The following is a 23351-nucleotide window of genomic DNA, read 5'->3' as shown; positions in this document are numbered from 1 at the left end:
ATGCCGATGGACCCGTTCGCCACGCGCCTGCTTGCCTGGTTCGACGTCAGCGGCCGCCATGACCTGCCCTGGCAGCACCCGCGCTCGCCGTACCGCGTGTGGCTGTCGGAGATCATGCTGCAGCAGACCCAGGTCAAGACCGCCGCGCCCTACTTCGAGCGTTTCGTCGCCGCGTTGCCGACCTTGCGCGACCTCGCCGCCGCACCGCTCGACGACGTGCTCGCGCTGTGGTCGGGCCTGGGCTACTACGCCCGCGCACGCAACCTGCACGCCGCAGCCAAACGCTGCGTCGAACTGCACGATGGCGACCTGCCACGCGATCTGGATGCACTCACCGCCCTGCCCGGCATCGGCCGCAGCACCGCCGCGGCGATCGCCTCGCAGGCGTGGGGCGAGCGTTGCGCGATCCTCGACGGCAACGTCAAGCGCGTGCTCACCCGCTACCACGGCATCGACGGCTACCCCGGCCTGCCGGCGGTCGAGAAGAAACTCTGGTCGCTGGCCGAGGACCACGTCGCCCGCGCGAAATTGCCACCACTGCGGATGGCCGACTACACCCAGGCGCAGATGGACCTCGGCGCCACTCTGTGCACTCGCGCCGACCCGGCCTGCGTGTTGTGCCCGATGCAGGACGATTGCGTCGCCCGCCGCGAAGGCCGCGTCGCCGACCTGCCAACGCCCAAGCCCGGCAAGACACCGCCGCAGAAGTACGCGCATGTGCTGTGGGCCGAAGACAGCGACGGCCGCATCCTGTTGCAGCGGCGACCGCCGAGCGGCATCTGGGCATCGCTGTGGACCCTGCCGCAGGCCGAGGACGACACGCTGGCGCAGGACTGGTTCCAGCAGCACCTCACGGGCGAGTTCGCGCACGCGCAGAAGTTGCCCGCCATCGACCACGCCTTCAGCCACTACAAGCTGCAACTGCAGCCACTGCGCTGGCGCGGCACCGCACTGCGCGGCCGGATCGGCGACAATGACGACCTGCGCTGGGTCGCACGCGAGGAACTCGGCGCGATCGGCATTCCAGCACCGATCCGCAAACTGCTGGAAGCCAGCGCCCGGGAACCGTGAACCATGCCCCGCACCGTCTACTGCGAATACGAAAAGCGCGAAACCGAAGGCCTCGACTACGTGCCGTGGCCGGGTGAGCTGGGCAAGCGCATCTTCGCCCACATCGGCAAACCCGCCTGGGCGGCGTGGCTGGCGCACCAGACCATGCTGATCAACGAGAACCGGCTGTCGCCGCTCGATCCCAAGCACCGCGCCTTCCTCGAAGGCGAGATGGAGAAGTTCCTGTTCGGCGGCGACGCGGCCAAACCCGCCGGCTACGTCGCGCCCGAAAACTGATACCGGGCCTGAGTCAGGCTTTCTCGCGCTCGGCGACCTGCGCGGCGCGCTTCTCGCTTTCGGCCTGCTTCAACGCCTTGGCATCGACCGGACGGATTTCCTTGATCCAGCACGGGATCTGGTTGGCCCCCTGGCCCAGCACGATGACCTTGTCGAAGTTCTGGTACACCCGCCCGAACTGGTTGGTCACGGTGATGGCCTGGGCGAAGTCCAGGTCCTGGCAGGTGCCCTTGAGCTCGAGCAGGTAGACCTCGCTGGGCTTGGTCCACACCGCCAGCGCCGTCTCGCCCAGGGGCGTCCAGCCGTCGAGGCGGCCGTAGTACTGGAAGTTCGGAACCGGCGCACCTGCATGGGCGCGGTACAACTGCAGCTTGTCGGCATCGCTGATGCGCGACTGGCTGGCGCAGCCGCTGGCGAGCAACGCGGCCAGGCAAGCGAAGACGAGGGCTTTCATGACGCTCTCCTGCAGCCACGGGCCGCCTGTGGAAGAACACGCCCCAATCTTGCACCGCCCCGGCGCCGGCGCTGCAGCCGGCCGCGAACCCGTTCAGCGCACATCCGGCTTGCCATGCCCGCCCGTGATCCGTATCATTCCGCTCCTCGCACGGCCTGACCGTCGCGGAATGGCCGGGTAGCTCAGTTGGTAGAGCAGGGGATTGAAAATCCCCGTGTCGGGGGTTCGATTCCCTCCCCGGCCACCATTCAAATACAGCGTCAAATCAAGGGCTTGCAGAGATGCAGGCCCTTTTGCTGTGGGCAGCTCTATGGACCGGGGTAACGCGGGGGTAACTTCGGCTGCCAATGCACCCCCTAGACGCAACGTGTTGGGTTGTTGAACATCTTTCGAGAGAAGGGGGGCTGCGATGAAGAGCGCTTGGGAGAAGCCAGAGGGGGTCGAGTGGGAGCGATACAAGGCGACCGTCGATGGCACGTCGCGATTTGCGCGCAACGCGGCTCCACTGGCGTTCACTTGGCTGGGGTGGTGTGCCCTGCTCGCGCTGATTCGCTACGTGGAAATCAAAACTGGTCTTTGGCCACTTACCGCCTTGAAGTGGCTTCTTGGCTTATTCCTTTGGGGATACTTCATGGACTTTGTGTCCTCCAGCGCGCCGGAATGGGTCCCTAAGGAACAGCTTCTATCCAAAGCCCGGATGGCGACCATGCTATTGAGCCTGTGCGCAACCGCCGGGATGGTAGCTGCCAGCTACTGGTTTGCTGAGGCCTTCATGAAGCACCCCCTGTGACGGGGCTCTAACGCAAACCACTTGGAGAAGAGATGAGGACGGCAATTGTCGCGGGATCGCTGCTGCTTTCACTTTCCGCCTGCACCTATGGTGGCCACTACGCCCGTTCCGGCCCGTGCGAGGGCTGGCATACCGACAACGCCGCGTGCTTAAGGTCCCACGACAACTCAGTTGCCATCGGCAAGGTCAAGATCGGGCAGACCGTCGCGGAGGTCCGGGACGCCATGGGCAAGGAGCCCGAGCGCCGCGAGGCCAGAGCCAACACTGAGAGCTGGGGCTACCTGACCAACTACGCGGAGCACCTGGTTACCACCGTGCGCTTCACTAACGGCATCGTTACCGAGATCAAACTGGACCCGTCAGGCGACTAGTTGCATCGCCCCCACTGTCTCGCATTGGCGAACCGAGCATGCCTCGCAAAGTCCTCATTGACCCACTGTCTGGAAGCTCGTTGCGAATCGAGCCATTCTTCGGACTGACCCCCCTTGCGACGGCAACTGGCTTCACTGTCACGTTCGGTGGGCAGCCCTACCTGATTACGAACTGGCACGTTGTATCTGGCCGCGACCCAGATTCGGGCGTGTGCCTCGACCGAAACGCTGCGACCCCCGACCGCCTCGTGGTCGCCTTCCACACGTCCGGCGATCTCGGCAAGTGGTCCCCCCTAGAAATTCCCCTCCTTTCCGGGGAGGGAGATCCTTTGTGGTTGGAACACCCACTCGGGTCAACTGTGGACGTCGTTGCCATACCGCTAGAACTTCCATTGCACATAGCGATGTACCCGCTCGATCTCGCATTGGCGGAGGAAGACATGGTGGTAAGGCCGGCAATGCCGGTATCGGTAATTGGCTTTCCGCTCGGGCTTCGAGCAGGAGAAAACTGGCCCATATGGAAGACAGGCCACGTTGCCTCGGATCCCGATGTGGACTTTCAACTTGGCCGACCCGCATTCCTCATCGACGCAACAACGCGCTCAGGCATGTCGGGGGCGCCCGTGGTCCTAAGGTTGAATGGTGGCTACACCACGCGAACTGGATCCCAGATCATGGCAGGAGGAATGGCTACCAAGTTTCTCGGGGTGTACGCCGGGCGCATCCATGAGAATTCTGAGATCGGTCGAGTTTGGCGCCCACATGTGATCCAGGAGATCCTCGGCAGACGGCTCTTGTTTAATGACGAATCGGGAAGGGTACTTCCCAACAGGAACGAATCATGCCCATGCGGCAGCAAGAAGCGATTCAAGCACTGTTGCGGGCTTCCCAACGTTGACCCGCCAAAAGTCGAAGCAATTCACCCAAGTGGTGACCGATAGATCATTCAAGGATTAGAAGATGGACGAGAAAGACGCTTTCCTCGAAGGCCAGCTAACGGCCATGCAATGGGCTCTATTGGCATTGATTGAAGCCTCCCCTTCCCGCGAGGCCATCTGCGCGACGGCACTTCGGGGAGTGGCCGTGCACGATGAGCGCTATCGCCAGAGTGACCTCAGCCCCGCAGTTCGCGATGAGTTTCTGAAAGGGCTGCACACCGTCGCCGATCTGCTGTTCGCGCCACGGGGTAACACCTAGGCAGGATTGTCCAGCACCTAACTTAAGGGGAGTGGCATGCATTCGGCCCAAGAGGAACACTATGTGTTTCTTCGTTTCGCGCACGCGGACATTGATTCCGCGATCAGCAGCATTGCCGAGTACAGCGAGAATCTTCCACTTCGAGCCGGATACGCCCTCCTCCAGATGGCTGTCATTTCGTACATGCGGCCCTTCACTCCGGCGCGCAGTGTCTTTGAGCATCCGCAGCCCAAGGGCAAGCCCGCCATGAAGATCAAGCTACTGAGAGATGAAATCGTTCCCAGCGGAATGACAACGATCCATGACGAACTGACTCGCTATCGGGACTCTGCCTACGCCCATACAGACCTCGATCAACGCCGTCCGAGGTTGACGTATTGGAAGGACTCGCCGCTGGCTGAGTTTCCAATTGGTTTCACACCAGTCGACTCCAAACCGCTGCATCTGCACCTCAAGCCAATCCTTGCCTTGATGGAATACGTCAGAGACGAGTTGGTTAACCGTATTCGAGCAGAAGAGGCAAAGCTCAAAGCCAGTACAACACAGCCCTAGAGCAAGTGGAAAACCTCACATCAGCAGGAGCGCTATGCAGGCATCTGGGGATACCAGTGAAGCTCGAACACACAACCCTAAGACGGCTTCGGCACGCTCATGCAAAGGCCGGACCGCATCCGTCCTTGAGCAGCGGCGCGTCCGGAAAACTGTGCGGTTGTTGCGGGATGGGGCCCGCTCCAAACCGCATCTGTAACTCAAACCCAAGTTCATCCCGGGTGCCGAATGCATACCGCACTAGCGGTGGATTGGGGGCAATGACGGTTTCCAGACAAGCAGCCAAGACTGAAAACATGTCTCCCCGGAGCAGCGTCATAAGGACTTCCGGCTCCGTCCAGCCACCGTTTACTCGCCTCGTTAGCTGCGGCGTTCCGCCGTGTGTGTACTTGTGGAGCCACTTGGCAGTTCCGCCCGCCTTAAGACCATCAGACATCTTCTGTATTCCCGGAAAGGCTGGGATGAGAGCCTTGATCATTTCCGCCAATCCAGGGATATCGGTCACAGGGTTATCCTCGGATGTCGTTGGCAGCGCTTGGATCTCGCGGCAGCTAGCGACATAGACGAACCAAGAGGCCGCTGTTGACGCCTCAAGTACCGGCCTCAGTAGCGCTCCTCCGGTTCCATACTCTCCAGCCTCCACCACCCGAATTAGTGCAGAGTGGTGCTCAAGTGCCAGGTCTATGGCACATCTCGCAAAATTTGCACGAAGAGATGGAGCTTCGCCACTTGGCATCAGCGCCTTCATGCGGTCGTTGTGCCCTCGGGAAACCTGGCAACGCTCCCGGATTACTTGAATAGACTCTGGAGTCATCCGCTTCCCCTTTTGGCGGGCCGTCAGTCAGGCGCCAGACTACTCGACCTCGCCAACCGGCTCCTCAAGCCCGTCACAGCGAGCTTGCAATAACAACTTCTTTCACCGCTCCCCTCAAATGCGGTCGCGCGGGATTAGATGTCATTAGTGCCTACGAACTCCAAGAACTTCCTACCCAAGGAAGTGACACCCAATGGGCGGACGGATGAATCTTCAGTCACGAAGCTGTGCTGCTTGGATTCGTATTCGGGCAACTCTTCCAGGTCACTGGCTCTTACTAGAAACCTTGAATCAAGATCATGCAGGAACGTCCTAAAGACTGCGCGATCCAGCCCGCCCGGCATCAATTCGTTCAACTTCCCATAGACCTGCTCAAGCTTCTCAAAGCGAGCAAACTGCCCCGCGTGCCTATGCAGCAGACCCAACATGGACAAGTGCGTGACAGTCAGTTCGTCAATGAGTCGCAGGAACTGAAAAGCAACATCCTCATCGGCAGACGATATCCCCGTTGAGGCCACAATTGCGTTTCGAAGGGCGACTCGCTTCTTGAACTGATGATTCTTCAATGCAAGAACTGTCGCTTGAAAGAGGAAAGAGATAAACCTCTCATCCCGCTCCAAGTGTTCAGGGAGAAGATTGAAGCGCTCCTCGATCTCGGAGAGAGCAGATGAGACGTCTTCCATCCAAGCCTGCTTCCTCTTTTCGAGTGGATTCAAATAGAGGTTACCGACCTCCGCGACCACACCGCCAACGATCGGTATTGCGGACACAGCACCCTTCAGAATTGCTGCTGTTGCTTCGGTCTTTGGACCAGTTGGCGGCTGAATCATTGCACTCTCCCTCTAGGGCGAAAGTCGTAAGTTGGTGCAATCCTAGCGGAATCGTCGGACCTTCAGCGCCTCAGTCGGATTTGGTGAACCGATGAATCAGCAACAGGTGCTCGGGCCGCTCATGCTCGGCCATCCGGGCGTACTCATCCTCGAAGGCCGCCTTCTCTTCCGGTGTATGGAACGTCCGAATCAGGAAGGCCTGACGGGTCGGGCTACGGGCTTCTAGGCGGCTAACGCGGCTCTCTAGGGGGGACTTCATCGTTTCTCTCCTAAGCGGTTTTCCAGAGCGCTCAGCCGCGCTTCCAGCTCGGTCATTTCCCGCAAGCGAGCAACCGCGCTGAGGGCTTGCAAAAACTCGGCGCCCGCGTCCGAGCTGATATCTCCTTGGCTGATGGCGGCCACGACCGCTTCGGCCTGCTCGGCCAAGGTCCCCTGAGGCAAAGGGAACCGAACCTCAGGCGCGCTGGCACGGAGCTTTGGCCACACGCGATCTAGGAGCGCACTGGCCGCCGAGACGTCGCCCGTCTTCGCCTTCTCGATCAGCGAGCTGACAATCGCCTGCCTCTCTGCCTCGGGCAGTAAGGCATCCAACGCTCGTGTGTTGCGGTTGCGGGTGCCCTTGGGCTTACCCATGGGGTTGCCGCTTTGACCTGGACGGAATCGAGCCATCAGCGCCTCCGGTGCTCAAGTCGGCCTGCGTGGGCCAGCAGACGCTGGTAGACGCGGGGCTGCAGGATGATGTGCGCGTACTCGTCCAGGTACTCATCAAGCTGCCCGCTAGACTTCGCATTGAGGTCATCAAGCAAGCGAGTCAGCGCTGCCTGCTGCTGGCGGAACTCAGCCTCTCCGAGCAGACCGATGAGGGTGCTCTCCGTGCGCCGGGCCAGTTGCTCAAACTCGGCATCGGGCATGTCCTCGCCTACGCGCCTCGCTTCATCCACCAGGATCTTGAGGAACGCATTGCCCTCCTGCTGCGGGAAGTTGGCGTGCCAGAGCAGTGACTGGGCGGCCTGGACTTCCCTAAGCAGCTCAGGAGTCGGCTCGTCAGTCAGTGCCGGCATCCGGTAGTCGCCGGGGCGCTCGGCTGGGGAGTCGATCGATGTAGTCAGCTCCTCGAACGTTTCGGACCGGGGATCGCGCTCTATGCGCTCATCCGGGCCCAGTTCGGGCATGGGAGGCGCCCAAGCGGGCCATGTCGAAGGAGCCTCCGAGGCAGGAGCGGGTGCTGGCGCTTCCGTTTGCGGGCCAGTTGCCTCCGATGGGATGGCAGCCTGCGCTTCAGTCTCCATGGCGGGTCTCCGGTCGGAAGCTCAGCCAATAGGCAGCAGCGCTGGCGTGCTGTTCCATCAGCGACGGATGCTGCTGCATCTCCCAGAGGAGGCCATTGCCGCTTTCGTCATCGCGAGCGCTGGCAACTGCGAGCAAGCGGACGGCGGTTGCGTGCAGGTTGATGAACTCCGCGTCCAGCGAGTGACCGTTACGTGGTGCGTAGCGAATCGGCAACTCCACCCACGCTTGGCGCGCAGCGTCTTCGGCCTCCCGTACGGACACGCCCGCTTCCTTGAGCGCTTGCGCCATGCGTGCAAATGCCTCCTCTCGCACCTTGAGTGCCGCTTCGCAGGCATCCCAACGCTTCTGCGCCTCCCTAGCCGTCTCGGCGTCCTGCAGGGCTTTGAGGCGCTTCTGCGTCGATGCGCGCAGCCCTTGGAGACGGCGGAGGTCTCGCTCAAGTCTCGCAAGCTCGGCATCCAGAGAATCGAGGTCTGCTGGCTTGGTGCTCGCGGAAACGCGGTCACCGTAGCTCTGCTGCGCAGCCATCAACTGACGGCTAGCCTCCTCGCAGCGAGCATCCAGGTCGTGCAGCTCAACCGAGAGGTTCGCCTGGTCGTTCCTTGTTGAGTACAGCTTCTTCAGTAGTTCCAACATGTCATTGCTCCTGTTCCGGTCTAGAAAATTCAGCGCGCCCAATCCAACTGTCTTGCTTGTCCTGTGCTGTCTTGTTGTCCTTCGTCTTGCAGGACTGCTGTCGTCCTGTTGGGGGGTGTCTATAGACACCCACAGGACAGACAGCCCCGGACACGTCACTCACCACCCGAAGCCCTCCGGTATTCGTCTGCCTGCCGTTGGAGTACGGACAGCTCGTGTTCGACCTTGGCTTTGGTAACCCCCAAGTGGTCGGCAATCTTCCGAATGCTCCAGCCCTCGGCCCTGAGCTTCTGAATCTCCTGCCGTAGCTCGCGGGCTCGGCTGTGCGCGTCGTCTGCGTCTGCAAGGTTGAGGACCAAGGTCGTCTCCATGGCGTCCTCCACAGGCACGTCCACGACGTGGCGATCCAGCAGTAGTTCGGGAGGCTTCGGCCAGTCCTTCTCTTTGGTACTTCGGACCGTGACCCTGCCGCCGTCGCTGCTGACCAGTAGTTCGCTGTCCAGGGCGGCGTAATAGGCGCTTGAGCCTCGGCCGCGCTCCTTGGTGTTCTCACCGTGGCCCGTGTGGTGGATCACAAGCACGCAGCAGCCCCAGCGCTCCCGGATCCAGTCCAGTCCACTGATCAAGCGACCCACGTCAGCAGCGCTGTTCTCGTCCCTACCTGCCATCGCTCTGGCAAAGGTGTCGATGACCAAGAGCTTGGGTTCGAAGGATCCCGCGGCGAAGTACAGTTGCTCCGCGACCTCGCCCACCTCGGATATGACGGCTGCGACGTTCATCTCATCGGCAAGTGACGGCAGCGAACTGGCGATGTAGAGGGGTGCATCCTGGAGCGGGGTGTCGGCATGGGTTGACCACCCGTCAAACCGCTTTCGGATGCCTGAGCGGCCCTCGCCACCCAAGTAGAAGACGGCTCCCTGCTGGACGCTTCGACCCATCCACGGGGTGCCCGTGGCGATTGCGGCGCACATTCCCTGCACGAGGAACGATTTGCAGCAGCCTGAGCGACCGACAACGCTGCCCAGGGTGTCCTCGTACAAGAAGCCATCGATTAGAGGCTTGAGAGGTGCTCTCTTGATTTGGTCGATCCGCTCAAAGGTGACGACCTTCCGCGACTCCTGGGGAGCACGGGCAATCGGAGTCACGTTCGCGGGGACCGAGCCGGCCTTCATGCAGCGGCCTTCGGTTCAACACGACCTGCGGCAAGGAAGGCATCAAGGTCGGCAACGTCGTAAACGACACGCCTGCCTAGCTTGGAATAGGCCGGACCAACGCCACGGATTCGCCAGTCTTGGAGCGTGCGAACCGCTACCGCCCCCAAGTATTCGGATGCCTCACGTTCGCTGAGGCGGCGCGGGGGCGTAGAGCTTTGAGTTGCGTCCATATCTCACCATGAGTTGCCGTAGTGGGCAGGGCTCATGGTGGAACTACGGGGTTCCTCAGTCTCGGGAAGTAGTAGGCCTATTTCTTCCCGTCTGCGCGCCGGGTCTTTGCTTGGCGGGAATGACGTCGCACTTCGGCTGCCAAGCCCGTGTCGCTGAGGTACGGATTCAGCCCCTCTCCCAGCCCATGAGTTGGCGCCATCTCTACTAACCTCCGCGCTTGCTGTTCCTTTGATAGGCCCGGATACATGGCCTCGATCAGCTCGGCATCGATAGCAACCTTTGCAGATCGAATGGCTCCGCCCTTGCTCTTAGGATTGGCGATCAGTTGCTCAATGTCTTTGACAATCGAGATTGACCTCAGAGGCTCGGGCGTATCGTCGTACAGGCGGATGATCGCGGTGAGGCGCTTGGCGTTGATGGCCATGGTTAGCGCCCCTTGGGCCGCATGGCGACCACGTTATCGACAGAGCCCTCACTTGATAGCGCCGTGCGCTCCAGCCGCTCCATGGGTCCTCGCAGGCGGTTCACGTCGTCCGTCAGGTACCCAGCCGTTACGTCACCCTCCTGGCTGTGAGCTGCAATCCGCTTGAGCGCATAGGCCGATACGTCCATGGCCTCCAAGAGCGTCAGAGCGGTCCGCCTGAGGTCGTGTGGCGACCAGGTAATGACGACACCCTCACTGTCCTTGACCTTCTCCAGGAACCGCTTGGACAGCCTTCCAAGAGGCGCCAGCACGGGCTTCCCTTTCACGACCTTCTCCAGCCCTGGAAACACATAGCGCTCCGAGCGGGGATGGTGCTTTCGTGCCTTCAGGATCCCCATCATTTCGGGCCCCAGCGGCAGCGAATGCTCGGCCTTGCCTTTCATGCGGTCCGCCGGAACCGTAATGGTCTTGTTCCGAAAATCGACCTCCGACCACTCCAGCCCGGCTGCACTGGACCAGCGCAATCCAGTGCATAGCAGCAGCAGGGTTAGGTCGCGCTGGGTGCCCGTGAGGTCCGGCGGGAGGTCATCAGGCAGCGCACGGAGGGCCACTACAAACTCACTGAGCGTCTCCCCCAGGAGCGCCCGCTTACGCCGAGGTGCGTTGCCCCACCCGCGCGTCGCCGTGATTTTGCTGGCGACGTCTGACAGCTCCATGTCCCGCGTTACCCGCAGGAAGTTCACGACGGCCCGCAGAGCGCGTACAGCGCCGTCTGCGCGGCTCGGACTCGCCTTGATCCTCTGGCGGGCCTGCGCCGTCGCCACCCTCGCCTGCGCCCGTATAGGACGATTCTTCCGGTCCCGGTGACGGTCCCTCACCTTGTCAGCCGTCAGCTCCATCAAAGGGCGGTCGAGGTAGTCACCGAACGTGGTGCGGATGTCCCGCTCATAGGTCAGACGAGTGGCGGGCCTAAGGTTGTCCTTCTCGGCGAGGTAGATCGACAGGCCATCCGCCAGGGTCAGTTGCTCCCGCGCTGCCTCTCCGCGCCGCTGGCGTTTCTCGGCGCCGGGATTCTTGCCGTCCAGGATCGAGGCAACCGTCTTGATGGCGCGCTTGCGGGCGAGCTCCACGGACAGTTCATCAGCGCGCCCAAGCAAGATGCGAAGCAGCTCACCACTGGGTGCCCGCTTGAGGACATACCAGGAGGCGGCTGTCGGGCTGACGCGAAGCCTCAGGGCACCCACCTCTTCATCCTGGTACTCGTGCCGACCGGACTTCGTATCTGCCCGGATCTTGGCTACGCGAGCTTCGCTGAACCTGACAACATCCATGGGCGCTCCTGTCTCGGGGTAACACCGGGGTAACAGGCGGAGCCGTAATCCCCAGCAATCTACCGACGATGATGCGCCGTAACATGCTGTTTAACAAGGGGTAACCGTAAGTCTCCGTATCTGGCCGATGACCGGGCGCCCGGATTGAAAATCCCCGTGTCGGGGGTTCGATTCCCTCCCCGGCCACCATTATTCAAACGTAGACCCTGCAAGGCTTTCAGCGCTTTGCGGGGTTTTTCGTTTCTAGCGCCACGAAACTCCTTAGCAGGCGCATGACAGTCTGCGAGCCCGGCCGCCCGCGCTCACCACCTGTGCGCGGGATACTCGTTGCATGCGGAGACGAATGTCGCATGGCCGTTATCGCAGAAGCCGACGCTCATCGACGTCGAGCAACAACAGGACCGCGAGTACAGAGCACGCCTTCCGTCGGCCCATCATCAAAGCAACTTGACACATTTCGATAGTTAGCTAACTATCGCAATATGAGCCAGGTCTTCAAAGCCCTATCCGACCCGACCCGACGGCAGGTGCTGCAACTCCTGCGCAAAGGCCCACTCACCGCGGGAGAGCTGAGCGATCACTTCGACGTCTCCAAGCCGACCATGTCCGCCCACTTCGCGGTGCTGAAGGAGGCCGACCTGGTCCACGCGGAGAAGGCCGGGAAGTCCGTCATCTACCACCTGAAGCTGTCGGTGCTGGAGGAAGCATTGCTCGGCTTCGTTCATTCCTTCGGCGTTGGCACCGAGAAACCGAAGGCCCGGAAGGAGAAAGCACGATGAACAAAGAGCTGGTTTCAGACCTCGCCTGGGGTGTCGGCATCGTGGTGCTCGCGCTTGCCTCGAGTTACGCACGCAAGCTGGGATACATCGAAGCCGAGACGGTCACGCGAATCGTCATGTGCTCCATAGGCTTGATGGTTGTCTGGTTCGGCAACCGGATGCCCAAGAAGTTCGTCCCCAACGACTTGGCGCGCCGGGCCGCACGCGTCGGGGGCTGGTCGATGGCACTCAGTGGACTCGTCTATGCCTCGCTCTGGGTGTTCGCCCCGACGCAGGTCGCAGTAGCAGGAGGATCTGCTGCCGTCATCCTGGGAATACTGGTGACAATCGGCTACTGCCTGTCGTTGCGGAGCAAAGGAAAGACGCGTTCAGCCCCCTGAAGCGCAATGTCCGCATTCGCGAAATCTGTCTCCACTGTGAGAGACCAGTAGCGCCAAATGAAGAGGGCCGCGGGCTCCATTCAGGAGACGGGCGGCCCTCCGGCGCCTGGCGCGTTAACGCGCTTGCGTCGGCCGATTCGGCTCGTCCAGGAGGTCGGCGGAAGTGCCTGCTCCTCGTTTCCGGATCGACACGGAAAAACTAGCGCGGATTGCGAAATCCCAGCGTGATGGTTGCGCCGCGAAAGCACCACCTGACCCTAACAATCTCAGAACTCCACCGCGCCAATATCCGCCCGCACGCCCTTCTCCCGCGGGAAGCCCGGCCCCCGCTGGTCGTACAGGCGGCCAAGGACATTGTTGCCATGATCGATCGCAGGGCTGCCTGGCATCAGCAAGAGATTGTCCGTCACCCCGCCGTTGGGCATGGGAGTCCGTTCAAGCAGCGGATCGCCGGAAATCGTGTCGGCGGGCACTCTCACCAATGATCTGCCGATCAGGTTGTTGGCGCCGGTGAGCGTATAGCCCTCCCACGACCGTCCGCCGATGTCGTAGGGCTGAATGCTGGCGACGCAGCCGTTGCTGGCGGCGATTGTGCTCTGCAACTTCAGATGACGCGCACGAATCGTGCCGGTGCATTCGTTTGCCGATTGCTCGACGTTGTAGGCGATGGTGCTGTTGCTGATGGTCGCGTCATCCGACAACTCTCCGGCGCTCAGGAAGGTGGCGAGGTTGCGGGTAAACGTGCTGTCGAGGATGCTGGTGCGGCCGGTTCCGACGATGCAGAGCCCGCCGCATCGAAGCTGCGCTTCGTTGGCCACGAACGCGGACTTGTTGATCGTGACGCTGCCGCCGGCCGCCTCCATCCCTCCGTTGTTGCGGGCCAGGTTGCCGGAGATGTTCGAGTAGGTAACGGTGGCGCCACCAAGGGTCGAGACGCCGCCGCCGGCGCCGGCTTCATTGTTCAGGACGGACGAGCGGAAGATCGTGACCCGACCCTCCGTGCTGATCCCGCCACCGTGTCCCGTATCGGCCGTGGCCTTGTTGACCGATAGCGAGCTGTGCCGCAGCAGCGCCGTGTTGGCGTACACGCCGCCACCGAGCGCCATCGAATCCGTGCCTTCGCCGAGCGCCTGGCAACTGGCGACTGCCGAACTCACCAGTTTCACGTTGCCATCCGAATGCAGGCAGCCGCCGGTTGCGAAGTTGGCGACGAGGAGTCCGTTGCTCAGCAGCAACCGTTCGAAGCGCACGGTGCCCGAGCCGGTATGCAGGATCACGCGCCCCGTGCGGTTTGCGTCGATCGTGATGCCCTGTCGTCCGACAAACGCGAGATTGTCCTGCGGCACATGGATCTGACCTGACGTCAGGGAGACCGGGTTGCATTCCAATGCACTCAGGTCAATGGTGTCCCCATCCGCCGCCGCAGCGACTGCATCGCGCAGGCTACCCGCTCCGATGTCTTCGCAATTGCTCACGATGAGCGTGGCCGCCCGGGCATCGACAGGATGTAGGGCGGCCATGGCAAGCGCGGTGCCGGCAATGCCAAGGAAGATGATTCGTAATGCCGTCGAACCGAACATGTTCGGTCCCCCGCCCTGCGCCGCCTGCGCGGCGATCGTGGCCGCAGGATTCGCCCCTGGCCATCAAGAGTCGGTGAAAGCAGGAGCGATTGCGTTCAGCTACGCGACCCCTGCTGACTGATCACTCTTCCTGCGCCCAGCGCGCCAGGTTCTGCTTGATCCGCTCGATGCCCTCCCACGGATCCTTTCGTCGCCGCCTGAGCTTGGCGGGCACATTCTTCAGGTTGAATGCATCTGGCTTGGTCAGTTTGGAAAGTTCTGTCCATGCCAGCGGCATTGCCACCGGCGCACCGGCTCGTGCGCGAAGCGAGTACGAAGCCACCGCGGTGGCGCCGCGACCATTGCGCAGGTAGTCCACGAAGATGCGCTTGTCGCGCAGGCTCTTCGTGGCGGTGGCCAGGAAGCGCAGGGGTTCCGTGCGCGCCAGCGCGTCGGCGAAGCCGCGCGCAAAACGCTTGGTCAGGTCCCAGTCGCATCCGGGATTGAGTGGAACGACAACGTGGAGGCCCTTGCCACCCGAGACACGCAGGAACGATTCCAGTTCCAGATGGGCCAGGTGATTGCGAATGTCGACGGCAGCCCTCTTCACTTCCGCAAACGACACACCTGCCCCAGGATCGAGGTCGAACACCACCCGGTCCGCCTGGTCGGGGTTGTCGGCGTGCGAGCCCCACGGATGGAATTCAAGCGCGTTGAACTGGACCAGTTCCATCAGCGCCGCGGCATCCTCCACGACCAGGTAGTAAGCGTTGGCGCCGCCCTCCTCCTTCAGGCGCACCGATGAGACCAGCTCCAGTCCGGCGGTGTGGTGCTTCTGGAAAAAGCAGGGTTTTTCCGTACCGCCCGGGCAGCGTATGACGGACAGCGGCCGACCTTCGATTTCCGGCAGCAGGTGGTCCAGTACCGCCGTGTAGTAGTCCCAGACATCCTGCTTCGTCGCGGGGACGTCAGGGAATATGACCTTGGTCGGGCTCGAGAGCTTCGGCATGGCCCGCTTCGCCGGCGCCTTCTTCGTGCCCACCGCCCTGGTGGCCTCTGGAGGCGCGTCGGCGCGATCGGAATCGGCGAGATCGTCGACGTCCTTGTCCCAGCGAACCGCCTTGAGTGAAGGCTGTCGCAGGAGCTGTTGCCGGCCCATCCCGCGGTAGAACACTTCCACCACGAACTTCGGCGCGAACCAGGTTGCGGCACGCAAGTCCGTATCGGTGGTGCCTACGAACGCGGTGGGCTTCTTGCCGCCTGCCTTGCCCAGCTTCCTGGTGACTTCGCGCATCGAGGCGTCGTTGAATCCCGTACCGACTCGACCCACGTAGCGCCAGCCATGACGCGCATCCGGCCTGGCTAACAACAGCGAGCCAAAGCCCTGTCTTCCGCCCTTGGGTGCGGTGTAACCGACTACCGCGAACTCGTCGCTGGCCAGTTGCTTGGTCTTGCGCCAACCGTCACTGCGCCCGCCGTGGTACGGCCGGTCAATGCGCTTGGAGATGATGCCTTCGTAGTGACGCTCGCCCGCCAGCTGGAAGGCAGCTTCGCCATCGCCCTCGATGTGGGAACTGAAGGCCAGGTGCGGCGGCGGGTCCTTCAACAGTTCCTGGAGCAACGCCTTGCGCTCCAGCAGTGGCGCGCCGCTCACATCGACACCATCGACGTGCAGCAAATCGAACAGCGCCAGCACGAGCGAGCCTTGCCCCTCGCCGGACAGGGTCGACTGCAGGAGATTGAAATCCTCCTTCGTGCCCGTACCGGCGATGAGCTCACCGTCCAGCGCACCGGACTTCAGCCCCAGTGCTTCGACAGCGGCGCGGATGTCGGGAACCTTTTCCGTCCATTCCAGGGCGTTGCGCGACCAGAGGCGGACGTTGCCGTCCTCGATCGTCACCAGGATGCGGTACCCGTCCCACTTGAGTTCGTGCAGCCACTGCTCTCCCTGTGGCGGTGACTCGCCCAGCTTGGCCAGTTGCGGTTCGAACGGTCCGCTCGGCGCCTTGGCCTTTCGCGCCTCGCCCAGTGCGAGCGCCTTCTTCGCCCATTCCTTGCGCCGCCCCTTGCGCACAGGCACGGCAGCGAGCTTCTTCTTCGCAGCCTTGCCTGCGCCTGCACGCTTCACATCGGCCGGGGGCGGTGCCGCCACGTCCGCCAGCAGGTCATCGGCTTCCAGCGTGCCGGCGAAGGCGTCCTTGTCCTTGAAGAGCAACCACTGTGGCTGCCTGGCCGCCTTGCCTGATCGCACCAGGTGCCAGCCGCCCTTGAGCTTGCTGCCGAACAGTTCGAAGCGCAGGTGCCCCTTGGCGAGTTGCTCCTCCGGGTCGCCGTCGGTCGACCAGATGCCCTGGTCGAACTGCGCCACGTGCCCTCCACCGTACTGGTCCTTCGGAATCTGGCCCTCGAACGTGGCGTAATCGAGGGGATGGTCCTCCACCTCGACGGCCATGCGCTTGACCGCCGGGTCATAGCTCGGCCCCTTGGGAACCGCCCAGCTCTTGAGTGCCCCGCCCACCTGCAGCCGGAAATCGTAGTGGCGACGACTGGCGTGATGCAGCTGGACCACGAAGATCGGCCGCTGCCCCTTCGGCACGGCCTTGCCTGGCTCCGGTTCGCGCGTCTTGTCGAAGCTGCGCTTGCGACGGTAGTCCACCAGGCTCATGCGCTGGCGGCCTTCTTGCGCGCTGTCTTCTTCGTGGCCTTGCGTGCCTTCTTGGCCGGCTGCCGGGTTTTCTTCGCAGCCGCGGACTTCGCCGGCGTGCGCTTCTTCGTCTTGAGGCTTTGCTGCAGCAGTGACATGAAGTCCACGACGTTGGTCGCGGCGTCCTCCCTCGGTTCGGGCTCTTCGAACTTCGTGGTGGCACCGGCGGACTTGATGCGCTTTTTGATGGTGGCCGACAAGCGCGTACGGAACTCGTCTTGATAACCCTGCGGCATCCATTGCGAGCTCATCGACTCGATCAGCTGCTCCGCCATCGCCGCTTCCTTCGGCGTGACGCGATGGTCGGCGGCCTTTCCGGTCGGCAGCTTGTACTCGTCCGGCTCGATGAGCTCCTGCGGGTAGCGCAGCAGGATCAGGACCAGTGCATTGTCTTCGGGCATCACCGCACACAGGTACTCGCGCGTGCGGATGACCACCCGCGCTATGCCAACCTTCCCGGTCTTCTTCAGCGTGTCGCGCAACAGCACGTAGCCCTTCTCCGCGCGCTTTCCAGGCGTCAGCACGTAGGGCTTCTCGAAGTAGCGCAGGTTGATGCTGTCGGCATCCACGAACGTCTCGACTTCCACCGTCTCGTGCGTTTCCGGAGCGGCAGCGGCGATGTCCTCCTTCTCGATCACCACGTAGCTGCCCTTGGCGTACTCGTATGCCTTGACGATGTCCTTCCAGGGCACCTCCTCGCCGGTATCCGCGTTCACCCGCTCGAAGCGGATGGGCTTCTTGTCGCGCGAGTCGAGCATGCGGAAACTCAGGTCGGTCTTGCGTTCACCGGACATCAGTGAGACCGGAATGTTGAGCAGCCCGAATGAAATCGAACCGCTCCAGATGGGTCGAGCCACGGTGGCGTCTCCTGCAGGGCCTACCGGTTTTCTATGCCCGGACCCGTGAAACCGCTGTCACGCTGTCCGCGCACGGCCCCTTCACGCAGCCGATCCTTGCGTCCCGATGGCAAGGACTTCCTATCGAGTCGCCAATCCTGGCAAACCTTGATCAGCTACGCTTGGAATTCGTGGAAGTGACCTGGAAGTGAAAAAGAACCCCTCGACCCGGAGGCAACATGGAATTGCTGACTTCAGTCGTACTCGCTGCCGCACTCGCCGCTGGACCGGCCGCGCCGGTTCCGCAATACCTGGATGACGCCGTAGCCCCCACCGACGCGATAAGCGCCGGCGATCTCGACGAGCGGGTTCGCTTCGTGGCCAACTTCCCCAACGAGCTGTACCGCCTTTACGGAAGCGAGGCCGCAGGCAAAGGCCATTGGAAAGACGCGCTGCGCAATTTCACCAAGGCCGCGCACTACGCCGACAAGTACTCCCAGCACCGCATCAGCCTGATGTACTGGCATGGCGCAGGCGTGGCGCGCGATCCGGCGCTGGCTTACGCATGGGCGGACCTTGCTGCCGAACGCGCCTATCCGAACTTCCTCGTGTTGCGCGAGAAGATCTGGATGTCGCTGAGCCCGGTGGAGAAAGACCGGGCCTTGAGCGAGGGCGAAGAACTCTATGCCAAGTACGGCGACAAAGTGGCCAAGCCGCGCCTGGCCGCGGCGATCCTGCGGCAGAACACCCAGATCACCGGCAGTCGCACCGGTCAGATAACCAGCAAGGTCCAGGTGCGCTCACCTCCGGCAGGCGCTGCCGATCTGTGGGACAACGCCAGCTACGAGATGAACGCGATGTACGCCAGCTGGCGACTGGATCCGGAACGGTACTGGGCGGTCGAAGACGCGATCTGGAAGGACGGCGCCGTCGAGATCGGGCCGGCCGAGAAGACCGTGGACGCGCAGCGGCCGTAGATCAGCTGCTGCGCAGGTACTCGCGCACCTCGTTGGTCGAGGTGCCCACGGCACGTACCGCAGCGCGCAGCTCGTCCTCGGTGACATCCAGCGACGCCATCCAGTAACGCAACTCGTGGTCCTGGTTGACGTTGATGCGGGAGCGGTCGGGCTCGCCGCGGTTGGTGGTGCTGTCGCTCATTGTCGCGTCTCGATCGGGTCGGGGACACGACGCTAGCGACCCGCCCGCGGAGGCGCGGTGAGAGAGCCGTTACGATTTCCTTAGGCAGCCGGGCCGGATCAAAGGCCCGGTGTCGCCACTCCGTGGCGATGAAGGATGTCCTCGACCTGCGCCTGCGCCTGCAGGCTGTCTACTGCACGCTCGAGCACCGGCTCCGCGTAGCAGGTAAATGCGGTAAGGACATCCTCCTGTGGCACCACTTCCATGATCACAGGAACCATCGCCTCTAGGGCTTGCAGATCTTCTTCGTGCAGCGTGGACATCGCCGTTCTCACCCCTGGGGATGGAAAACGTGCCTCCGGCCCGGTTAAACCGTCGTCAATTCAGCGTCGAATGATCGTGAACCTTGGCATCGCGAGGGTGATCAACGCTTCTGATAAGGATGGAATATGTAGTTCTTGTCCGCCACTTTCACGTGGCAGGCATGTCCGCAATCCGAGACGCCCGTGGGATCGACCGTCATCGTGTCATTGGCAGCGCTGTAGTTGAACAGCGCGTACCCCCAGCCACCGCTCTTCGGAAACCGCTTGCTGTCCTTCTCCATCAAGAAGGCCTGCGTGAAGACTTCCGGGACGTCGACATCGAATGGGGCGTCCGTGCTCTTCTTCGGCTTCCACTGCAGTTTCGCGATCTTGGCGCCATCGGGGAACGGCTGGCCGTTGCCTGGAATTCCGGACTTGTACGCCTTGATCATGATCGGATTGGCAACGATGACTTTCAATACATCAGTCTTGGCGGAAGAGACCACCGCCCAGTCCTCGTAGCCCTTGAAGTCGGCGAATGCGACCCCGCTCGGCGATACGAGTGCGTACTTGTCCTGCGCACCGATAGCGGCGCCTGCGATGACGGCAAGCGCAGCCGCTGCCGAGGCGATCCAGATTCTGGTCTTGCGGTTCATGGTGGTTCCTTTGCGATCAGCGTCCGGCCGGCTTTCCCGGCGAATTGAACTTCACGGTCTGCGAGGTCAGCAGCCCACCCTCAGGATCGACCGCCTCGATCAGAACTTTGTGTTCGCCTCGAGGCAGGTTGACCAGGATGATGGTGTCGCTGCGGCCATAGTCCGCCCACGCCCATGGCAGGTCGTCGACGGTGATGTGCAGGTGCCCTACCCGAGGCGAGACGGTCTTTGAGTGAGGTCCACCGATCGGCAGGATGCGCAGGTTCTCCACGCGGTACGGGATATAGGCGACGCCAGTCGCGAGTGGCCCCGGCAGTGGTTGCCCCACGATCAGCCTGGCGGCGGGCTCATTCTCGACGGGCACCACCAGTGACGTCGGGCTCTGTGCGAAGCAGTTCGCCGCGAGCAGCAGTCCGCCCGCAGTCGTCGCGAGCGCCTTGTTGAATGCGTTCATTCCCTTCTCCGTGCCCTAGGCGCTTTCGAGGAAGATCGACTTCACGTCCATCGTGATGGGCGCGAAGCTCTTGTCGGCGACGCCATGCGCGTCATGCAGGTAGACACGTCGGCTTGTGGGGAAAACGAAGCCGTCGAAGGTCCGGTGATCGTCGCTGTAATGCGCTACCGGAGGGCTGCCGGTGACGTCCGGCGAGTAGTCCATGCGCCTTTGCATGAACGCATCGTCGAAGTAGAAGACCTGCTCGGCGTTATGGTTTGCATTCGATTCCGGGAACGTCACGGCCAATCGCCGCCAGCTGTCTTCGCCCTCGATCCATGGTTCGATTTCCCTCGCTTCAACACCGGGTCGCGCGAACACGAAAGGAGCGGTCAGGTAGTTCCAGACCGCCGCGCTGGTGAAGTAGGCCACCTGGACCGCATCCCATGGAGTTGTCATGGGATCGAATGGGTGTGGGAACGACCCGCGTGGATTCAGGCGCTCCTCGACGACCTCACCTTCGCTGGTCAAGGCGATACGTTCGGGATCGACATCCAGAACCGAAGTGCGGCCGGCTCCCGCGAATGGGGCGAACCGGATGTGCTGATGGTGTGGATCAAGGGTGACGGTTTGGCCGGCGTAGACGTCGGGCCATCCCCTGGCAGCCCAGAACGGGCCTCCGAGTGTCATTTCTGCTGTTATTTGTCTGAGGGCGGCCCACTTTTCGAGGTCGCCATGTGCATCGAGAACTGCCCTTAGCAAGGTGTCCATCTTCGTATCCATTGGGAACGTGTTCTGGTGGCAATGCGTTCGAGACCGGACCAGCAGGCGGGCGCAGCGATTCCCAGCCACGTGGCGATGCCGACGTGGGGCATTGGTCGATTGGATTCACTGCGTGGAGCGGAGCAAGCACGAACGTCGATTGGCCGGGGCGAAATGCCCGCAGCAAACGGTTGGGGGTTCGTCGAAGAGCGCCTACTCCGTAAGCGCCACGGCGTGGATAGACCGGGTGGAACCGCGGACTACTGCCTTGAGTTGATACCGGCTGTGCCGGCCGCGAGGCAACTTCTACTACTCGCCATCCCTGTTCTACGCCTCGCGCATGCGCACCGCAACACTGGCCCCGCACCTTGGCCGGGATCGCGCCACGGACGGCAACGACCCTGTGGCTCAAAACGAGGGATCTACGTCGTTTAGGCCGCCCTGGAAGCGGCGTAGATTTGCGTCCGAACCCCGGGAACCGGGCCACAGGAAACGTCATGAACTCTCGCATTCACAAGGGCACCGCCTTGATCACCGGTGCCTCGTCCGGCATTGGTGCCGTCTACGCCGACCGCCTCGCCCGCGACGGCTACGATCTGATCCTTGTCGCCCGCCGGGCCGACAAGCTTCGCGACCTGGCGCGAGAGCTGACCACTCGTACAGGTCGCTCGGTCGAAACCATCGCCACCGACCTCACCGATGCCGACGGCGTGGCCCGTGTGCAGGAAGTACTGCGCACGGACGCCAGCATCACGATGCTCGTCAACAACGCCGGCATTGGCGCAACCGCACCGCTGTTGCAGTCAGGCATCGACGACATGGACCGCATGATCACGCTGAACGTGAACGTGCTGACCCGACTGGCCTACGCCGTCGCACCTGCATTCGTCGCCCGCGGTAACGGCACGATCATCAACATCGCATCCATCGTTGCCCTGGCACCGGAACTGCTCAACGGCGTCTACGGTGGCAGCAAGGCGTACGTGCTGGCGTTCTCGCAGTCGCTGCAGCACGAACTTGCCGACAAGGGCGTTCGCGTCCAGGCCGTGCTTCCCGGCGCCACCGCGACCGATTTCTGGGACGTGGCGGGACTGCCGGTCGACAACCTTCCGCAAGAGATCGTGATGTCGGTGGAAGCGATGGTCGATGCCGCGCTTGCCGGCCTCGCGCAGGGCGAGCTGGTGACCATTCCCGCGCTGGCCGAGCTCAGGGACTGGAACACGCTGGAGAGCGCACGCAAGGCGCTGGCGCCGCAGCTGTCGAGTTCCGCTCCGGCGCCGCGTTACCGCGCCGCTTCCACTGCGAACACGTAATCCACACACCGCCACTCTGTTCGTTTGTACTGCATCTCGCAGTACTTTCATGAGTATTTGAATCGTGACCATCTTCAAAGCCGCCGCCGTGCAGTTCAGCCCGGTGCTCTACAGCCGCGAGGCGACCGTCGACAAAGTCGTGCGCAAGATCCTCGAACTGGGCGAACTGGGCGTGCAGTTCGCCACGTTCCCGGAAACCGTGGTGCCGTACTACCCCTATTTCTCGGCGGTGCAGACGCCACTCGAACTGCTGGCCGGCAAGGAACACCTGCGTCTGCTCGACCAGGCCGTCACCGTGCCGTCGGCCGCGACCGATGCGATCGGCCAGGCCGCGCGCAAGGCCGGCATGGTGGTCTCCATCGGCGTCAATGAACGCGACGGCGGCACCTTGTACAACACCCAGTTGTTGTTCGACGCCGATGGCACCCTGGTCCAGCGTCGCCGCAAGATCACGCCAACGCATTTCGAACGGATGATCTGGGGCCAGGGCGATGGCTCGGGCCTGCGTGCCGTCGACACCAGCGTCGGTCGCATCGGCCAGCTGGCGTGTTTCGAACACAACAACCCCTTGGCGCGCTATGCGCTGATGGCCGACGGTGAGCAGATCCATTCGGCGATGTACCCGGGTTCGGCATTCGGCGAAGGGTTCGCACAGCGGATGGAGATCAATATCCGCCAGCATGCGCTCGAATCGGGCTGCTTCGTTGTCAACGCCACTGCGTGGCTCGATGCCGATCAGCAAGCACGGATCATGCAGGACACTGGATGCGCGATCGAGCCGATTTCGGGCGGATGCTTCACGGCGATCGTGGCGCCGGATGGAATGCTGATCGGCGAGCCTTTGCGCTCCGGCGAAGGTGTCGTCATTGCCGACCTGGACTTCTCGCTGGTCGACCGCCGCAAGATGCTGATGGACTCCCGCGGCCACTACAACCGGCCCGAGCTGCTGTCGCTCCTGATCGATCGCACCCCCGCGACCAACTTCCACGAGCGACAGGGTTTCCCTGCCGTCGAAGCCCGCACTGGTGTAGAGATTCTCTAGCGCCCCAAAGCCGCGCCGAAGCGCTGGCGT

General features: G+C 62.4%; 31 protein-coding genes and 1 tRNA gene. 13 read left to right on the top strand and 19 right to left on the bottom strand.

Annotated elements, in window-relative coordinates; genetic code table 11:
- Both mutY and AC3A3Q_RS12305 read left to right on the top strand, forming a co-directional pair.
- A complete protein-coding gene (gene mutY, locus AC3A3Q_RS12310; RefSeq protein WP_487586572.1) occupies positions 1-1071 on the top strand; it encodes an A/G-specific adenine glycosylase in 1071 nt (356 codons plus the stop codon).
- Between the two features lie 3 nt (positions 1072-1074).
- Positions 1075-1347 carry an oxidative damage protection protein gene (locus tag AC3A3Q_RS12305; protein ID WP_487586527.1) on the top strand — a complete coding sequence of 91 codons (273 nt, stop codon included), beginning with the start codon at positions 1075-1077 and terminating at the stop codon, positions 1345-1347.
- Between the two features lie 13 nt (positions 1348-1360).
- Here AC3A3Q_RS12305 and AC3A3Q_RS12300 read toward each other — a convergent pair whose 3' ends face one another.
- The gene (locus AC3A3Q_RS12300) at positions 1361-1801 is read right to left on the bottom strand and encodes a DUF6491 family protein (RefSeq protein WP_487586526.1); all 441 of its coding nucleotides are present in this window, start codon (positions 1799-1801) and stop codon (positions 1361-1363) included.
- A gap of 171 nt (positions 1802-1972) precedes the next feature.
- Between AC3A3Q_RS12300 and AC3A3Q_RS12295 the strand changes: the two genes are divergently transcribed.
- From AC3A3Q_RS12295 to AC3A3Q_RS12270, 6 genes are all read left to right on the top strand, one after another.
- Positions 1973-2048 (top strand) — tRNA-Phe (locus AC3A3Q_RS12295).
- A gap of 162 nt (positions 2049-2210) precedes the next feature.
- Positions 2211-2591, top strand: a complete 381-nt coding sequence (locus tag AC3A3Q_RS12290; protein WP_487586525.1) for a hypothetical protein — start codon at positions 2211-2213, stop codon at positions 2589-2591.
- 32 nt (positions 2592-2623) lie between these two features.
- On the top strand, positions 2624-2962 hold the full coding sequence (locus tag AC3A3Q_RS12285) for a hypothetical protein (protein WP_487586524.1): 339 nt from the start codon (positions 2624-2626) through the stop codon (positions 2960-2962).
- A gap of 38 nt (positions 2963-3000) precedes the next feature.
- Positions 3001-3903 (top strand): trypsin-like peptidase domain-containing protein, encoded by a 903-nt coding sequence (locus tag AC3A3Q_RS12280; RefSeq protein WP_487586523.1) that lies wholly within the window; start codon positions 3001-3003, stop codon positions 3901-3903.
- A 19-nt stretch (positions 3904-3922) separates the two neighbouring features.
- The gene (locus tag AC3A3Q_RS12275) at positions 3923-4159 is read left to right on the top strand and encodes a hypothetical protein (protein ID WP_487586522.1); all 237 of its coding nucleotides are present in this window, start codon (positions 3923-3925) and stop codon (positions 4157-4159) included.
- Positions 4160-4195: 36 nt separating this feature from the next.
- Positions 4196-4711, top strand: a complete 516-nt coding sequence (locus AC3A3Q_RS12270) for a hypothetical protein (protein ID WP_487586521.1) — start codon at positions 4196-4198, stop codon at positions 4709-4711.
- A gap of 97 nt (positions 4712-4808) precedes the next feature.
- Here the strand turns inward: AC3A3Q_RS12270 and AC3A3Q_RS12265 are convergent, their stop codons facing one another.
- From AC3A3Q_RS12265 to AC3A3Q_RS12220, 10 genes are all read right to left on the bottom strand, one after another.
- Entirely contained in the window at positions 4809-5456 is a 648-nt protein-coding gene (locus AC3A3Q_RS12265) for a DUF6988 family protein (RefSeq protein WP_487586520.1), read from the bottom strand.
- A gap of 200 nt (positions 5457-5656) precedes the next feature.
- Entirely contained in the window at positions 5657-6352 is a 696-nt protein-coding gene (locus AC3A3Q_RS12260) for a hypothetical protein (protein WP_487586519.1), read from the bottom strand.
- Between the two features lie 70 nt (positions 6353-6422).
- Positions 6423-6611 carry a hypothetical protein gene (locus AC3A3Q_RS12255; RefSeq protein ID WP_487586518.1) on the bottom strand — a complete coding sequence of 63 codons (189 nt, stop codon included), beginning with the start codon at positions 6609-6611 and terminating at the stop codon, positions 6423-6425.
- The gene (locus AC3A3Q_RS12250; protein ID WP_487586517.1) at positions 6608-7021 is read right to left on the bottom strand and encodes a DUF5681 domain-containing protein; all 414 of its coding nucleotides are present in this window, start codon (positions 7019-7021) and stop codon (positions 6608-6610) included. The genes AC3A3Q_RS12255 and AC3A3Q_RS12250 overlap by 4 nt, the downstream gene beginning before the upstream one ends.
- Positions 7021-7524 (bottom strand): hypothetical protein, encoded by a 504-nt coding sequence (locus tag AC3A3Q_RS12245; protein ID WP_487586516.1) that lies wholly within the window; start codon positions 7522-7524, stop codon positions 7021-7023. Before AC3A3Q_RS12245 ends, AC3A3Q_RS12250 begins: the two co-directional genes overlap by 1 nt.
- A gap of 106 nt (positions 7525-7630) precedes the next feature.
- On the bottom strand, positions 7631-8278 hold the full coding sequence (locus AC3A3Q_RS12240; RefSeq protein WP_487586515.1) for a hypothetical protein: 648 nt from the start codon (positions 8276-8278) through the stop codon (positions 7631-7633).
- Between the two features lie 155 nt (positions 8279-8433).
- Positions 8434-9450, bottom strand: a complete 1017-nt coding sequence (locus tag AC3A3Q_RS12235) for an AAA family ATPase (RefSeq protein ID WP_487586514.1) — start codon at positions 9448-9450, stop codon at positions 8434-8436.
- Positions 9447-9662, bottom strand: a complete 216-nt coding sequence (locus AC3A3Q_RS12230) for a helix-turn-helix domain-containing protein (RefSeq protein WP_487586513.1) — start codon at positions 9660-9662, stop codon at positions 9447-9449. The genes AC3A3Q_RS12235 and AC3A3Q_RS12230 overlap by 4 nt, the downstream gene beginning before the upstream one ends.
- Before the next feature lie 77 nt (positions 9663-9739).
- Complete coding sequence (locus tag AC3A3Q_RS12225) at positions 9740-10087, bottom strand: hypothetical protein (protein ID WP_487586512.1); 348 nt, start codon at positions 10085-10087, stop codon at positions 9740-9742.
- A 2-nt stretch (positions 10088-10089) separates the two neighbouring features.
- Positions 10090-11418 (bottom strand): tyrosine-type recombinase/integrase, encoded by a 1329-nt coding sequence (locus AC3A3Q_RS12220; RefSeq protein WP_487586511.1) that lies wholly within the window; start codon positions 11416-11418, stop codon positions 10090-10092.
- A gap of 482 nt (positions 11419-11900) precedes the next feature.
- On the opposite strand from AC3A3Q_RS12220, the gene AC3A3Q_RS12215 reads away from it, so the two are divergent.
- Together AC3A3Q_RS12215 and AC3A3Q_RS12210 are read left to right on the top strand one after the other, a co-directional pair.
- A complete protein-coding gene (locus AC3A3Q_RS12215; protein ID WP_487586510.1) occupies positions 11901-12197 on the top strand; it encodes an autorepressor SdpR family transcription factor in 297 nt (98 codons plus the stop codon).
- A complete protein-coding gene (locus tag AC3A3Q_RS12210; protein WP_487586509.1) occupies positions 12194-12577 on the top strand; it encodes an SdpI family protein in 384 nt (127 codons plus the stop codon). Before AC3A3Q_RS12215 ends, AC3A3Q_RS12210 begins: the two co-directional genes overlap by 4 nt.
- 266 nt (positions 12578-12843) lie before the next feature.
- On the opposite strand, the gene AC3A3Q_RS12205 is transcribed toward AC3A3Q_RS12210, so the two are convergent.
- The 3 genes from AC3A3Q_RS12205 to ku all read right to left on the bottom strand — a co-directional run bounded on the left by AC3A3Q_RS12205 (position 12844) and on the right by ku (position 17697).
- Positions 12844-14157, bottom strand: a complete 1314-nt coding sequence (locus AC3A3Q_RS12205) for a choice-of-anchor Q domain-containing protein (RefSeq protein ID WP_487586508.1) — start codon at positions 14155-14157, stop codon at positions 12844-12846.
- Between the two features lie 121 nt (positions 14158-14278).
- On the bottom strand, positions 14279-16801 hold the full coding sequence (ligD, locus tag AC3A3Q_RS12200; RefSeq protein WP_487586507.1) for a DNA ligase D: 2523 nt from the start codon (positions 16799-16801) through the stop codon (positions 14279-14281).
- The gene (gene ku / locus AC3A3Q_RS12195) at positions 16798-17697 is read right to left on the bottom strand and encodes a non-homologous end joining protein Ku (protein ID WP_487586506.1); all 900 of its coding nucleotides are present in this window, start codon (positions 17695-17697) and stop codon (positions 16798-16800) included. The genes ligD and ku overlap by 4 nt, the downstream gene beginning before the upstream one ends.
- Positions 17698-17915: 218 nt before the next feature.
- Here ku and AC3A3Q_RS12190 point away from each other — a divergent pair, with 218 nt between their 5' ends.
- Positions 17916-18653: an SEL1-like repeat protein gene (locus tag AC3A3Q_RS12190; protein ID WP_487586505.1), complete on the top strand. Its 738-nt coding sequence runs from the start codon at positions 17916-17918 to the stop codon at positions 18651-18653.
- Between the two features lies 1 nt (position 18654).
- Here AC3A3Q_RS12190 and AC3A3Q_RS12185 read toward each other — a convergent pair whose 3' ends face one another.
- From AC3A3Q_RS12185 to AC3A3Q_RS12165, 5 genes are all read right to left on the bottom strand, one after another.
- Positions 18655-18834, bottom strand: coding sequence for a DUF3606 domain-containing protein (locus AC3A3Q_RS12185; protein WP_487586504.1), 180 nt, complete (start codon positions 18832-18834; stop codon positions 18655-18657).
- 98 nt (positions 18835-18932) lie between these two features.
- Positions 18933-19136: a hypothetical protein gene (locus tag AC3A3Q_RS12180; RefSeq protein WP_487586503.1), complete on the bottom strand. Its 204-nt coding sequence runs from the start codon at positions 19134-19136 to the stop codon at positions 18933-18935.
- Positions 19137-19237: 101 nt separating this feature from the next.
- On the bottom strand, positions 19238-19771 hold the full coding sequence (locus AC3A3Q_RS12175) for a cytochrome P460 family protein (RefSeq protein ID WP_487586502.1): 534 nt from the start codon (positions 19769-19771) through the stop codon (positions 19238-19240).
- A gap of 16 nt (positions 19772-19787) precedes the next feature.
- On the bottom strand, positions 19788-20225 hold the full coding sequence (locus AC3A3Q_RS12170) for a DUF6130 family protein (protein WP_487586501.1): 438 nt from the start codon (positions 20223-20225) through the stop codon (positions 19788-19790).
- A 15-nt stretch (positions 20226-20240) separates the two neighbouring features.
- A complete protein-coding gene (locus tag AC3A3Q_RS12165; RefSeq protein WP_487586500.1) occupies positions 20241-20987 on the bottom strand; it encodes a hypothetical protein in 747 nt (248 codons plus the stop codon).
- A 476-nt stretch (positions 20988-21463) separates the two neighbouring features.
- On the opposite strand from AC3A3Q_RS12165, the gene AC3A3Q_RS12160 reads away from it, so the two are divergent.
- Together AC3A3Q_RS12160 and AC3A3Q_RS12155 are read left to right on the top strand one after the other, a co-directional pair.
- On the top strand, positions 21464-22279 hold the full coding sequence (locus tag AC3A3Q_RS12160; protein WP_487586499.1) for an SDR family NAD(P)-dependent oxidoreductase: 816 nt from the start codon (positions 21464-21466) through the stop codon (positions 22277-22279).
- Positions 22280-22343: 64 nt separating this feature from the next.
- On the top strand, positions 22344-23321 hold the full coding sequence (locus tag AC3A3Q_RS12155) for a carbon-nitrogen hydrolase family protein (RefSeq protein WP_487586498.1): 978 nt from the start codon (positions 22344-22346) through the stop codon (positions 23319-23321).
- Positions 23322-23351: the final 30 nt, after the last annotated feature.

It is taken from the genome of Lysobacter sp. Soil_C_59, from assembly GCF_057656415.1.
This window is presented reverse-complemented; position numbering and strand designations above follow the sequence as displayed.